The following is a 13052-nucleotide window of genomic DNA, read 5'->3' on the forward strand; positions in this document are numbered from 1 at the left end:
CCGGTGGAACGCCATCAGGTGGAGACCCATCCGGCTCCTCACCACGTGCCCGGATGGCCTCGTACTCCGGGTAGGGGTCGCGATCGGGGCTCATCCCGAACAGCCTCGCGGCGGGGTCGCCGAGTAACGCCTGCGCCCGGACGGTGGTCCGGGCCAGGAACAACAGCGTTGCGTTCTTCAGGGACATGCGCCCACGTTGGCGGGCGAGGGCTCAGGAAGACAACCGGACCGGCAGCGCGGCCAGTCGCCACGTCCCCCCGTCCGGCGCGTGCTCGGGCGTGCCCGCCAACGCCATACCCGGGAACCGCTCCAGCAACGCCGCCAGCGCGACCTCCACCTGCATCCGCGCGAACCCGGCGCCCAGGCAGAAGTGGGGCCCGAACGAGTAGCCGAGGTGGCCGCCCTCCCGGCGGCGCAGGTCCAGCCGGTCCGGGTCGGTGAACACCCGCGGGTCCCGGTTGGCCGACACCAGCGCGGTGATCACCGGTTCGCCGGGCCGGATCACGTGGTCGGCGAACGGCACGTCCTCGGTGGCGTAACGCGGTGCGGTGAGCAGCTGCGGCCCGACCCAGCGGGTCAGCTCCTCCACCGCGCGCGGCAGCAGCGCCGGGTCCGCGCGCAGCGCCGCGAGCTGCTCCGGGTGCGTCAGCAGTGCTTCCACGGCGTTGGCGAGGAGGTTCGTCGGGGTCTGGCCGGCCAGCACCAGGTGCCACACGAGGGTCACCAGCTCCGTCTCGTCGGCGACCTCCTCGGCGTCGAGGAGAACGCTGATGAGGTCGTCGGCGGGGTCGGTCCGGCGGCGCGCCACGGCGGCCAGCGCGCCCTCGACGACACCGGGGATGGCGGCCGTGAGCCGTTGCCCGAACCCTCCCGCCACGGCGGCGCCGTACTCGTGCCACCGCGGGCGGTCGGCGTCCGGGATGCCGACCAGCGCGCAGATCACCTCCATGGGCAGCGGGCGGGCGAAGCGGGCCAGGAGGTCGACCTCGCCCGCGGACGGCAGCTCGGCGAGCAGCGCGTCCACGATCCGCTCGACGTGGGGGCGGAAGTCGGCGGCGCGGCGGGCGGTGAACGCCGGCGCGGCCCGCCGTCGTCGGGCGGTGTGCTCGGGGCCGTCCATCTCGGACATGGTGCGCATGTACTTCAGGCAGTGCTCGGGGATGCCGGGCGGGCGGCGGAAGGTCGCGGCGTTGACCTCGAACCGCGCGTCGCCGAGGACGGCTTTCACGTCGTCGTAGCGGGTGACCACCCACGCGTCGGGCATTCCGGGCACGCGCATCCGCGCCAGTCGGCTCTCCTCGCGTGCCTTGCCGTAGGCGGTGAACGGGTCGAACAGGACGGCCGGGTCGGTGGGGTCGATCACGGGCAGGTTCACGCGGTGCTCCAGATGTTCTGTCCAGATGTTCTTATCATCTGAGTGTGGACGTTATCGTTGATCGAGGTCGGCCGGCAAGGGCGGAGAGGGATGGCGCGCAGGGCGGAAACGCAGGAACGCAACCGGGTCCGGGTGTTGGCGGCGGCGCGCGAGGAGTTCGCCGAGCGCGGGTTCCGGGATGCCAAGGTCGACGCGATCGCCGAGCGGGTCGGGCTCACCAGGGGCGCGGTGTACTCGAACTTCCCCGGCAAGCGGGCGCTCTACCTGGCAGTTCTCGCGGCCGAGGCGGAAGCGGCCCACCCTCCCGCCTCGTTGGGCACCGCCTCGCCGGGCACCGCCTCATCGGGCACCGCCTCATCGGGCATCGCCTCACGGAGCACCGCCTCGCCGGGCACCGCCTCACGGAGCACCGCCTCATTGAGCACCGCCTCATTGAGCACCGCCTCATCGAGCACCGCCTCATCGAGCACCGCCTCGCCGAGCACCCCCTCATCGAGCACGCCGGGCACCGCCCTGGGCGAGTTCGCCCTGGCGTGGCTCAGCGCCCAGGCGACCGACCCGTGGCTGGGTCGCGACCTCTTCCCGGAACTGGCCGCCGAAGACCTGCGCCGCCCCTACGAGCAGCTGCTCAAGCTGCAAGCCCTCCTGCTCGGCCTGGCCCTGGAACGCCTGACGCCCCACCCGAACCGCCCCGGCGACCCCCCCACGCGCTCGGTCCGCCAAGCGACCGCGATCCTGAGCGCCCTGCACGGCGCGCACCACGCGGCGGCCACCGCGCCGGGGTTCCTCCAGCCGTACGACGTGGTCAGCGCGTGCGAGCACCTGGCGACCCTGACCCTGAACGACTACTGGGCCCCGCCCGACGACACCGCGCCCGTCCGCACCGCCGACGAACCGTGGACACCGCCCGCGGCCACGGATCTGGTCACCAACTCGCCCTTCGTCGCCACCGACGGCGTGGTGGCGGTACTCGGGCTCAACCGCCTGGCCGTCGCCGAGGAGGCGATCCGGCGCGACGCGCCCACCACGGTCGTGATCGTCACCGGTCGGCCGGCGGAGCTGGGGCCGCTGGCCCGGCTCAGCGTCGCGGGCGTGTGCGGGCCGCTGCGCCGCGCCTTCCCGGCACACGCGCACCCCGCCGTCCGGGTGGTGTGCGACGAGACGGGCGCGTTCGCCCGCGCCGCGGGCGTCCCGGCGGTCAGCGACGAGACGGAGACCGCGGTCCGGGTCCGCGACGGGCGGATCGTCGCGCGGGCGGACGGGTTCGCCGCCTGCCACGCGGTGGCCGAGCCCAACGCGGCGCCCAACGCCGTGCCCCGCTGAGCCCTACCGGCCGCGCGTCGGCTGGAACAGCCGGCGGAAGTCCTCCGGGATGGGCGTGCCCCGCAACTCCGGCGTCCCGAACGCCACGTACCGGGTCCACGCGGCGGCGACCGGGACGCCGTTCACGTCCGCGTCGAAGCCCATGGTGAGCGTGGTGGTGCCGAGCGAGCGGACCCGGACGCCGATCCGCAGCAGGTCGTCGAACCGCGCGGGCTTGAGGTACCGGACGGACGTCTCGGCCACGACGAAGTCGATGCCGTGCTTCTCCAGCTCCTGGTAGGAGCCGAGCAGCGACCGCAGCGCCTCCACCATCGCCGCCTCGAAGAAGACGGGGTAGCGGGAGGCGTGCACGATCCCCTGGCGGTCGCAGTCGACCGGGCGCACCCGCACCCGGTGCACATGGGCAGGACGCGGGTCAGCCATGCCGGTGATCCTATGGCGTCACCCGGTCGTGTCCCGACCGGCGCACCGCAGTCACCCCGAACCGCCTACCAGCAAGATCAGCTCGACCGGCGGTGCCTGCGGACGGTCTCCTCCACGAGGTCGAGCACGGGTTCCAGGTCGTCGGCGGGCAGGCCCATCGCGAGGTGCGACACGAGCCCTTCGAGCACCAGTTCCAGGAAGGAGGTCAGCACGTCGATGTCCACGTCGTCACGCAGGTTGCCCGCTTCCCGCTGGCGCGCGAGGCGCTGCCGGGTGGCGTCGGTGAGCTGCCGCGACCGCTCGGCCCACCGGTTGCGGAACTCGGGGTCGGTGCGCAGCCGCCGGGACACCTCCAACCGCGTGCCGAGCCAGTCGGCGGGGTGCTCGGCGTCCGGTCCGGGCGCGGCCAGCAGGTCGCGCATCACCTGCACGAGACCCTGCCGCGCCACGACGTCGGCCATCCGCAGCGCCTCGTCCTCGGCGAGCGCGAGGAACAGCGACTCCTTGTCGCGGAAGTGGTGGAAGATCGCGCCCCTGGACAGGCCGGTAGCCTCTTCCAAGCGGCGCACGGTGGCGCCCTCGTAGCCGTGGCGTGCGAAACACGCGCGTGCACCGTCCAGGATCTGGCGGCGGCGGGCATCGAGGTGGTCCTGGCTCACCCTGGGCACCGGTCGATGTTGCCAGGGCCGGCGGTGGAAATCCAATCCGTACGTACGGATTGAGGACGTCCACTTTGGAGTGGTTCCGCCCGTTCCGGCTCGAAGTGGTGAGGGCGCGTCACTACGGTGGCGCACCGTGGAAGACATCGGTCCGGGCGCGCTCCCGCAGGTGGGCGGCGTGCGGCGGGGTATCGACCTGATCGACCTGGTGCGGCTCGCGCACTACGACCCCGCCGACCCGGAGGGCCCGGACGCGTTGAGCACCGCCGAGCGCCGGGCGACGGAGATCACGGCGTACGACACCCTCACCGTGCCCGCGCTGCTCCAGGCGCCCGCGTACGCGCGGTCGCTCGGCACGGACCCGGACCGGGCGGAGGTGTTGCGCCGCCACCTGCCGCCCGCGTGCGAGTTCTTCGTGCACGAGACGGTGCTGCACGCGTGGTCGGGCGACCCGGCGGTGCTCGCGGACCAGCTCCGCCGGCTCGGCGCCGGGCCCGCGGTGCGGCTGGTGCCGTTCGCGGCGGGCGGGCGGGCCGCGTTCCGGCGCTCGTTCACCCTGCTCTCGTTCGCGGTCGGCGGTCCGGCGGTGCACGTGGAGGCGTTGTCCGAGCGGCCCGAGGTGGTGGCGCGGTACCAGGCCGCGGTGGAGGTCCTGCGGGTGTGCGCGCTCGGGGTGGCCGAGTCGCGCGAGGTGTTCCAGCGGCGGGCGGAGCGCTTGGCGTGACGGGCGCACCACCCCTCCGACGACGGGGAGCGAACCAGTGACCAGGAACGCGCTGCGCGCGATCGCCGCGGTGACCGCGCTGGTCGTCCTCTCCGCGCCCGCCGCGGCCGGGCGGCAGCACACCGGCCTCTTCCGCGTGCCCGTGCCCGGCGAGGTCCGCGCGATCGCGGAGGACGTGGACATGCCGTGGGGCATCGCGTTCCTGCCGGACGGCTCGGCGCTGATGACCGAGCGGGACGCGATGACCGTCCGCCGGCTCACCCCGTCCGGCGGGCGCACCGACCTCGGCCGGGTGCCCGGCGCGGAGGGCACCGGCGGCGAGGACGGCGTGCTGGGCATCGAGGTGTCGCCGGACTTCGACCACGACCACCACGTGTTCGTCTACCTCACGGCGGCCGACGGCAACCGGCTCGTGCGGGCCACGCTGGAGGGCGAGTCGCTCACCGGCTGGACCACCCTGTTCTCCGGCGTGCCCAGGGGTCGCTACCACAACGGCGGCCGGCTCCGGTTCAGCCCGGACGGACGCCACCTGTTCGTGTCCACCGGAGACGTGCAGATCGACGCGTACGCGCAGGACCTGGACAACAACGCGGGCAAGATCCTGCGCCTCTACGCCGACGGCTCGATACCGGAGGACAACCCGTTCCCCGGCAAGGCGGTCTGGAGCTACGGGCACCGCAACGTGCAGGGCCTCGGCTTCGACTCGGCGGGCAGGCTGTGGGCGTCCGAGTTCGGCAACGCCGACCACGACGAGGTCAACCTGATCGAACCGGGCGGCAACTTCGGCTGGCCCGCCTGCCAGGGCACCACCGGCGACTGCGCGGGCACGGTGCTGCCGAAGCGGACGTGGTCCACGTCGGCGGCGTCGCCCAGCGGTCTGACGATCGTCGACGACCACGTCTTCGTGGCCACCCTGGTGGGCCAGCGCCTCTACCGGTTGCGGATCGACCCGCTGTCGAACCTGGTCGACGAGCGGGCGTTCTTCCAGGGGTGGTACGGGCGGCTGCGCACGGTCGAGGCGACCCCCGACGGCGACCTCTGGCTGGCCACGTCGAGCGACAAGGACGGCACACCGGGCAACGACCGGGTGCTGCACGTCGCCGTCCACCCGGACGACGACTGGTTCCGGTTGCCCGCCACCGGTTTCCCGGTGGGGACGGTCCCGGCCGTACACCGGCGCGGCAGCGGCAGGTGCGCGCACCCCCGGCCGGAGTGCGGTTCCGGCGGGTGAACGCCGGGGGGTCGTTCGCCCGAACGGCCCGTGACGTCGCCGCGGACGTGCGGTGACCACCGGATGTCGCTGATCCGTAAGGGTTTCAACTGGGTGCGACTGTCGGTCCCCCCGTGTAGCGTCGAAAAACGACGAGGATGATCACGGGGAGTGTGCACAGTGACTGCATTACGTAGTGCCCCGGCTCAGGGGCCGACCCCGGCGGTTTTCCGAGACCGTGCCGAAGCGGAGGCGTACGTCGCCTCCGTCTGCTTCAAGCACGGGCCTCCGCGACTGCTCGGTGTCGAACTCGAATGGACCGTCCACCACCGGGAAGACCCGGCGAAACCGCTCGACGCGAGCGCTCTCGCCGCGGCTCTGGGAAAACACGCACCACCGACCCTGGTGCCCGACAGCCCGCAACACCCGCTGCCGGGCGGCACGCCGCTCACCGTCGAACCGGGCGGCCAGGTCGAGATATCCACGCCGCCGAGCGGTTCGCTGACGGACCTGCTCAAGACCGTCGCGGCGGACATCGACCACCTCATCGGCCTGCTGGAACCCGCGGGCCTCGTGCTCGGGCACCGCGGCGCGGACCCGTTCCGCCCTCCCCGCCGGATGCTCCAGGTACCCCGCTACGCCGCCATGGAGCACGCCTTCGCGCCCGTCGGGCCCGAGGGCATCGCGATGATGTGCAGCACCGCCGGGCTCCAGGTGTGCCTGGACTTCGGCCACGAATCCGATCTGCCCGCCCGCTGGGCCGCCGTGCACGCGCTCGGGCCCGTGCTCAACGCGTTGTTCGCGAACTCGCCCGGCGTCGGCGGCAGGCGGACCGACTGGTCCAGCGCCCGGATGCGCACGCTCTTCGCCACCGACCCGGTGCGCACGCGGCCCGCGGCCGTGTGCGCGAACCCGGCGGAGGCGTGGGCGCGGCGCGTCGTCGACGCACCGGTGATCGTGGTGCGGAGACCGGGCAACAACTGGGTGCCGCCACGACCGCTCACGTTCGCGGAGTGGGTGGACGGCGGGCTGGGCGCCCGGCCGACCGCCGACGACCTCGACTACCACCTCACCCTCCAGTTCCCGCCGGTCCGACCGCGCGGGTACCTGGAGGTTCGGTACCTGGACACGCCGCCGGACGGTGGCTGGCTGCCGCCGGTCGTGCTGATGGCGGCGTTGTTCAGCGACCGGGCCGTGGTGGACGAGGTGCTGGCGGCCACCGAGCCCGCCGCGGGCCGCTGGCTCGCGGCGGCCCGCAACGGCCTGGCCGACCCGGTGCTCGCCCGCACGGCGCGTGCCGTGGTCGAGCTGGGTTGCGCGGCGCTGCGCAACACCGACCTGTCGGTCGGCCAGACCGACGCCATCGCGGAGGACCTGCACCGCACGCTCGCTGAGAAGACCGGAGGGGGCCGTTCATGACCGGCATCGACCACAACACGGGTACGGAGGAGATCCGGGACCGCGTCGCCGCCCAGCTCACCCGCGCCCGCGAGCGCAGCCGGGCGCTCACCGACGCCGTCGACGACCACGACCTGGTGCGCCAGCACTCGAAGCTGATGTCGCCGCTGGTCTGGGACCTCGCGCACATCGGCAACCAGGAAGAGCTGTGGCTGGTGCGCGACGTGGGCGGGCGTGAGCCCGTGCGGCAGGACATCGACGAGCTGTACGACGCGTTCAAGCACGCCCGGTCCGCGCGGCCGGAGCTGCCGCTGCTCGGACCGGCGGAGGCCCGCGGTTACGTGGGCGAGGTCCGGGAGAAGGTGTTCGACGTCCTGGAGACGAGCCCGCTGGAGGGCCGTCGCCTGCTCGACGGCGGGTTCGCGTTCGGCATGATCGTGCAGCACGAGCAGCAGCACGACGAGACGATGCTCGCCACGCACCAGCTCCGCGTGGGACCGCCCGTGCTGCACGCGCCACCGCCGCCGCCCGGCGGACCGACCGGTCCCGCCGAGGTGCTGGTGCCCGGTGGGCCGTTCACCATGGGCACGTCCACGGAGGCGTGGGCGCTGGACAACGAGCGGCCGGCGCACCAGGAGCACACCGCGCCGTTCTTCATCGACACCACGCCGGTGACCAACGGCGCGTACGCGAACTTCATCGCCGACGGCGGCTACGCGGACGCGCGCTGGTGGTCCGCCGCGGGGTGGGCGCACGTGCGGGAGGCGGGGCTGGTCGCGCCCCGCTTCTGGGAGCGCGACGGGGACCGGTGGGCGCGCACCGCGTTCGGCGTGACCGCGCCGATCGACCCGGAGCAGCCCGTGGTGCACGTCAGCTACTACGAGGCCGAGGCGTACGCGAAGTGGGCGGGCAAGCGGCTGCCGACCGAGGTGGAGTGGGAGAAGGCCGCCCGCTTCGACCCGGTGTCGGGCCGGTCGCGGCGTTACCCGTGGGGCGACGAGGACCCCACGGAGGCGCACGCCAACCTCAACCAGCGGCACCTGTCGCCCGCGCCCGTGGGCGCGTACCCGGCGGGCGCGTCGCCGTTGGGCGTGCACCAGCTCATCGGCGACGTGTGGGAGTGGACCAGTTCCGACTTCCACGGTTACCACGGGTTCGAGGTGTTCCCGTACGCCGAGTATTCGCAGGTGTTCTTCGGCCCGGAGTACAAGGTGCTGCGTGGTGGGTCGTTCGGCAGCGACCAGGCGGCGGTGCGGGCCACGTTCCGCAACTGGGACTACCCGATCCGGCGGCAGATCTTCGCCGGGTTCCGCTGCGCGCGGGACGCGTCCCCGGGTGAATCGGCCTGACGTGTGCCGCCACCTGGGTTACCTGGGCCCCGCCCTGCCCGTGTCCGCCCTCGTGTACGACGCGCCGCACTCGTTGGTGCGGCAGTCGTACGCGCCGGCGGACATGCGGGGCGGCGGCACGGTCAACGTGGACGGCTACGGCGTGGGGTGGTACCCCGCGCCGGGCGGTCCCGCGCTGCGCTACCGGCGGACCGGGACGCTGTGGTCGGACGAGAACCTGGCGGCGCTCAGCCGGGTCCTCGTGTCCGGCGCGGTGCTCGCGGCCGTCCGCTCCGCCACCGTCGGGATGCCGGTGGTGGAGACGGCGTGCGCCCCGTTCACCGACGGGACGTGGCTGTTCAGCCACAACGGCCGGGTCACCGACTGGCCGGGCTCGGTGGCCGACCTCGCGAAGTCGTTGCCGGTCACCGACCTGCTGACGCTGGACGCGCCGACCGACACCGCCCTGCTGTGGGCGTTGGTGCGGGCGCGGCTGGCCGCGGGGCCACCCGCCGACGCCGTCGCGTCGGTGGTGTCCGAAGTGGCCGCCGCCGCGCCCGGCTCGCGGCTGAACCTGTTGCTCACCAACGGCTCCGTGCTCGTCGGCACGACCTGGACGCACTCGCTGTGGGTGCGTTCCGGCGACGGCGCGGTGACCGTGTCCTCCGAACCGCTGGACGACGACCCGCGCTGGCGGGAGATACCCGACGGGCACGTCGTCACGGCGGCGCTCGGCCCGGACAACGCGACCACAGTGGACGTTCGACCGATAGGACGATCATGACCGAGCCAGTGCTGGACGTGCACCTGACGCCGGAGGACGCGGCGATCGCCCTCCGCGCCGAGGCGCGGGCGGGGTTGACCGCGCGGCCGAAGTGGCTGTCGCCGAAGTGGTTCTACGACGCCGCGGGCAGCGAGCTGTTCGAGGAGATCACCCGCCTGCCGGAGTATTACCCGACCCGTGCCGAGCGGGAGATCCTGGACGCGCGTGCGGCCGAGATCGCCGCGACGACCGGCGCGCACGCCCTGGTGGAGCTGGGCTCCGGCTCGTCGGAGAAGACGCGGCTGCTCTTGGACGCCCTGCGCGCGCACGGTTCCCTGCGCGAGTTCGTGCCGCTGGACGTGTCGTCCAGCGCGCTCACCGAGGCGGCGCGGCAGATCCTCGCCGACTACCCCGGCCTGCGCGTGCACGGCGTGGTCGGCGACTTCACCGAGCACCTGGGGCTGCTGCCCGGCGCGTCGCCACGCGTGGTGGCGTTCCTCGGCGGCACGATCGGGAACCTGATCCCGGAGGAGCGCGACAAGTTCTTCGCCTCGGTGCGGGACGTGCTGGAGCCGGGGGAGTGGCTGCTGCTCGGCACCGACCTGGTGAAGGACCCCGAGGTGCTGGTGCGCGCCTACGACGACGCGCGTGGCGTCACGGCGGAGTTCAACCGCAACGTGCTGCGGGTGGTGAACCGGGAGCTGGGCGCGGACTTCGACCCGCTCGCGTTCCGGCACGTGGCGTTGTGGAACGCCGAGCACGAGTGGATCGAGATGCGGTTGCGGGCGGTCCGCCCGGTGCGGGCGCACGTGGCCGCGCTCGACCTGGACGTCGAGTTCGCCGAAGGGGAGGAGCTGCGGACCGAGGTGTCGGCGAAGTTCCGCCGGGACGGCGTGGAGCGCGAGCTGGCCGCCGCCGGGTTCGAACTCCACCACTGGTGGACGGACTCGGCCGGGCGATTCGCGTTGTCACTCGCCCGAGTCGTTGGCTGACTCTGCGTGTAGGAGTCATCCAAACTGCGGATGTTTTCCACTCCTTCGGGTGGGACTCTCGCGTTGACGGCACCGTGTCGAGGGGCGGTGCTGGAAACGTGAGGAGCACCAGCCGTGAAGTCTGCGAGCAGAGCGCTGGTCGTCGCGATGGTCCTGGGCACCGCCGTGTCCGGCCTCGCGGCGACCGGCACCGCCGCCGCCCGGCACGACCGGGGAGCCGCACCGGTGCGGTGGGAGAAGTGCGCCGAGGACGTGCTGGGCCTGGTCCCCGTCGAGCTGCGGGACCGGGTCACCTGCGCGAACCACCCCGTGCCGCTGGACCACCGCGAACCACGCGGCGAGAAGATCACCATCGCGATGTTGAAGCTGCCCGCGACCGATCCGGCCAACCGGATCGGCTCGCTGTTCCTGAACCCCGGTGGCCCCGGTGGTCCCGGGCTCTACCACCCCGTGCGCGCCGGCTCGTTCCTCCAGCCGGAGGTCCTGCGGCGGTTCGACCTGATCGGGTTCGACCCGCGCGGCGTCGCCCGCAGCGCGCCGCTGCGGTGCTTCCGGACCCAGGAGGAGGCCGACGAGGTCAACGGCCGGATCCTGCCGCTGCCGCTGACCAGGGCCGAGATCCGCGGCACCATGGACGCCACCGAGGACTACACCGACGCGTGCCGCCGCAACGCGGGTCCGCTGCTCAAGCACATCTCCACCGAGGACGTGGCACGCGACCTCGACCTGTTCCGCGCGGGCGTGGGCGACAAGAGCCTCAACTTCGTCGGCTTCTCCTACGGCACGCTGCTCGGCGCGACCTACGCCAACCTGTTCCCGGAGCGGTCGCGCGCGCTCGTGCTGGACGGCAACGTCGACCCGGCGCTGCGCACCTCCGACGGCCCGGAGTACGACCGGCAGCGCGCGCAGGGCTTCGAGCTGGCGCTCGACGCGTTCCTGAAGCGCTGCGACACCGAGGGCGAGAAGTGCGCCTTCAGCGACGGCGACCCGCGCGCGAAGTTCGACGCGACCCGCGACGCGCTGCGCGGGGGACCGGTGACGTTGCCGTCCGGTGAGGTGGTGACCCTGGCGGACTTCAGCAGCCGGGTCGGTGGCGCCCTGTACTCACCGGCCGTGTTCAAGGCGCTCGCGGCCTGGTTGCGGGCCGTCCACGACGCGGCGCTCCCGTCCGCCGCGACGCGGGCCGGCGCGCCGGTGCTCGACGTGCCGTCGGCGACCAAGCGCGGCCTGGCCGACATGCGCGTGGGGATCGCGCCCGCCGCGGAGTACGTGGACGACGACGCGTACTTCGGCGTGAACTGCTCCGACAAGCCGTTCCCGCGCAACCCGGAGCGGTACCCGGCGGTGGCCGCGCGGTGGGAGCGCGAATCACCCACGTTCGGCCGCGGTCAGGCGACGGCGGACCTGCTGACCTGCGCGTCGTGGCCGGTGCCGCACCCCGACAGGTACGCGGGCCCGTGGCACAAGCGCACGCCGAACCCGGTGGTGGTCGTGGGCAACTACTACGACCCGGCGACGCAGTACCGGTTCGCGCAGCGGATGGCCCGCCAACTGGGCAACGCGCGGCTCCTCTCGGTGGACTCGTTCGGGCACTGCGTCCTCGGTGACAGCGCGGGCGTGGACACCGCGGTCACCGACTACCTGGTGAACCTCAGGGTCCCGGCGGACGGGCAGGTCTTCCAGCCCGACGTCCAGCCGTTCTGAGCGGCGGTGCGGCCGTCGCGCACCCACGCGACGGCCGCACCGGCCACCACCACCGGTTCCGGGCGGCCCGGCAGGTACCAGGCGGCGGCCAGGTGAGCGGCGGCGACCGCGAGCACCAGCAGGTCACGTGTCCGCCAGGCCCACAGCGCCAGCCCCATCGCGACGACGACCGCCAACACGCGCGACATGTGCACCTCGGCGGTCATCGTGACCGCGACGGCGGTCACCGCGCTCATCTCGTGGTTCTCCAGCGTGAACTCCGCGTAGGGGAACCAGCCGAACGCATCGGGCGGGTTCAGCGGGCGCGCGTCCAGCGTGGCCGTCACCAGCCCCAGGCCCGTCGCCAGCAACGGGAACCACGCGCCGGGCCGGTGCGCGTGCCGGTCGTGCGCGGCCAGCAGCAGGGCGGCGGCCAACGCCACCAGGACCGGGAACGGCTGCGGCTCGAACCACGCCGCCACCCCGAACACGGCCGTCGCGGCGGCCAGCCGGGGACTCCGCCACGCGCCCGCGAGCGCGGTCAGCACGACGACCCCGGCCGGCGGCCCCTGTTCCCACACCGCGCTCAGCAGGCCGACCGCGACCAGCGCCGCCCACTCACGCCGCCGGCCCAGCAGCACCGCCGCGCCGGCGAGCAGCACGGCGGCCACCGCGTAGGGCAGCACGACCGGCAGGTCCGGCGCACGGGTGAAGTCGTCGGCGCTCGCCCACGCCGGCTCGGTCGTGCGGTACGCCGGGGCCTCCGGCCGCCACGCCCGGAACGGCCGGTCCGCCAACCAGAGCGAACCGAGCCACCCCACCAGGACGACCAGGCCCGCCGTCAGCAGCGGGAACCACGCGCCGGGCCGGCGTGCGTGCAGGTCGTGCGCGGCCAGCACCACCGCGCCCGCGAACGCCACCGCGGCGGGCAGCGGCGACACCCCGTAGACCACCGCGACGGCGAACACCGCGTCCGCCGCGACCAGCCGCGCGTCCCGCAGCAGCCAGGCCGCGCCGAGCAGCGCCACGACGCCCACCAGCGGCCCGTACTCCCACAACTCGGCCAGCAGGCCCGATAACACCAACGGCAGCCAAGCCACCACCGACTCACCCCTCGCGGATCCGGCGACAGACGGGCGAAGGGCCGCCCACCGGGGTGGTGGGCGGCCCTTTC

Annotated in this window: 12 protein-coding genes; 8 read left to right on the top strand and 4 right to left on the bottom strand. The window is 73.5% G+C overall.

The genetic code is table 11. The features are described from left to right. Window positions 1-211: 211 nt before the first annotated feature. Entirely contained in the window at window positions 212-1375 is a 1164-nt protein-coding gene (locus KZQ38_RS10575) for a cytochrome P450 (protein WP_219440684.1), read from the bottom strand. Between the two features lie 90 nt (window positions 1376-1465). Between KZQ38_RS10575 and KZQ38_RS37595 the strand changes: the two genes are divergently transcribed. After that, window positions 1466-2698: a helix-turn-helix domain-containing protein gene (locus KZQ38_RS37595; protein WP_257901183.1), complete on the top strand. Its 1233-nt coding sequence runs from the start codon at window positions 1466-1468 to the stop codon at window positions 2696-2698. A gap of 3 nt (window positions 2699-2701) precedes the next feature. On the opposite strand, the gene KZQ38_RS10590 is transcribed toward KZQ38_RS37595, so the two are convergent. Together KZQ38_RS10590 and KZQ38_RS10595 are read right to left on the bottom strand one after the other, a co-directional pair. Beyond that, window positions 2702-3121, bottom strand: coding sequence for an acyl-CoA thioesterase (locus tag KZQ38_RS10590; protein WP_219440686.1), 420 nt, complete (start codon window positions 3119-3121; stop codon window positions 2702-2704). Window positions 3122-3198: 77 nt separating this feature from the next. Continuing rightward, window positions 3199-3789: a TetR/AcrR family transcriptional regulator gene (locus tag KZQ38_RS10595; RefSeq protein ID WP_219440688.1), complete on the bottom strand. Its 591-nt coding sequence runs from the start codon at window positions 3787-3789 to the stop codon at window positions 3199-3201. A 127-nt stretch (window positions 3790-3916) separates the two neighbouring features. Between KZQ38_RS10595 and KZQ38_RS10600 the strand changes: the two genes are divergently transcribed. From KZQ38_RS10600 to KZQ38_RS10630, 7 genes are all read left to right on the top strand, one after another. Further along, a complete protein-coding gene (locus KZQ38_RS10600) occupies window positions 3917-4504 on the top strand; it encodes a DUF5753 domain-containing protein (RefSeq protein ID WP_219440690.1) in 588 nt (195 codons plus the stop codon). Between the two features lie 37 nt (window positions 4505-4541). Further along, window positions 4542-5735 (top strand): PQQ-dependent sugar dehydrogenase, encoded by a 1194-nt coding sequence (locus KZQ38_RS10605; protein ID WP_308258338.1) that lies wholly within the window; start codon window positions 4542-4544, stop codon window positions 5733-5735. 159 nt (window positions 5736-5894) lie between these two features. Then, on the top strand, window positions 5895-7133 hold the full coding sequence (locus KZQ38_RS10610; protein WP_308258339.1) for a glutamate-cysteine ligase family protein: 1239 nt from the start codon (window positions 5895-5897) through the stop codon (window positions 7131-7133). Beyond that, window positions 7130-8461, top strand: a complete 1332-nt coding sequence (gene egtB / locus KZQ38_RS10615; protein ID WP_219440695.1) for an ergothioneine biosynthesis protein EgtB — start codon at window positions 7130-7132, stop codon at window positions 8459-8461. The genes KZQ38_RS10610 and egtB overlap by 4 nt, the downstream gene beginning before the upstream one ends. Before the next feature lies 1 nt (window position 8462). Next, a complete protein-coding gene (egtC, locus tag KZQ38_RS10620) occupies window positions 8463-9224 on the top strand; it encodes an ergothioneine biosynthesis protein EgtC (RefSeq protein WP_219441781.1) in 762 nt (253 codons plus the stop codon). Beyond that, on the top strand, window positions 9221-10195 hold the full coding sequence (egtD, locus tag KZQ38_RS10625; protein ID WP_219440697.1) for an L-histidine N(alpha)-methyltransferase: 975 nt from the start codon (window positions 9221-9223) through the stop codon (window positions 10193-10195). Before egtC ends, egtD begins: the two co-directional genes overlap by 4 nt. A gap of 147 nt (window positions 10196-10342) precedes the next feature. After that, window positions 10343-11899 carry an alpha/beta hydrolase gene (locus KZQ38_RS10630; RefSeq protein WP_219441783.1) on the top strand — a complete coding sequence of 519 codons (1557 nt, stop codon included), beginning with the start codon at window positions 10343-10345 and terminating at the stop codon, window positions 11897-11899. Here KZQ38_RS10630 and KZQ38_RS10635 read toward each other — a convergent pair. Beyond that, a complete protein-coding gene (locus tag KZQ38_RS10635; RefSeq protein WP_219440699.1) occupies window positions 11833-12981 on the bottom strand; it encodes a hypothetical protein in 1149 nt (382 codons plus the stop codon). The genes KZQ38_RS10630 and KZQ38_RS10635 overlap by 67 nt on opposite strands. Window positions 12982-13052 lie beyond the last annotated feature (71 nt).

The organism is Saccharothrix obliqua (assembly GCF_019375475.1).
Classification (GTDB): domain Bacteria; phylum Actinomycetota; class Actinomycetes; order Mycobacteriales; family Pseudonocardiaceae; genus Actinosynnema; species Actinosynnema obliqua.

Excerpts from the sequence above, each read along its gene's own strand:
- KZQ38_RS10590 (WP_219440686.1), bottom strand. The coding sequence starts at position 3,121 with ATGGCTGACCCGCGTCCTGCCCATGTGCACCGGGTGCGGGTGCGCCCG.
- egtB (WP_219440695.1), top strand. The coding sequence starts at position 7,130 with ATGACCGGCATCGACCACAACACGGGTACGGAGGAGATCCGGGACCGC.
- egtD (WP_219440697.1), top strand. The coding sequence starts at position 9,221 with ATGACCGAGCCAGTGCTGGACGTGCACCTGACGCCGGAGGACGCGGCG.
- KZQ38_RS37595 (WP_257901183.1), top strand. The coding sequence starts at position 1,466 with ATGGCGCGCAGGGCGGAAACGCAGGAACGCAACCGGGTCCGGGTGTTG.
- KZQ38_RS10630 (WP_219441783.1), top strand. The coding sequence starts at position 10,343 with ATGGTCCTGGGCACCGCCGTGTCCGGCCTCGCGGCGACCGGCACCGCC.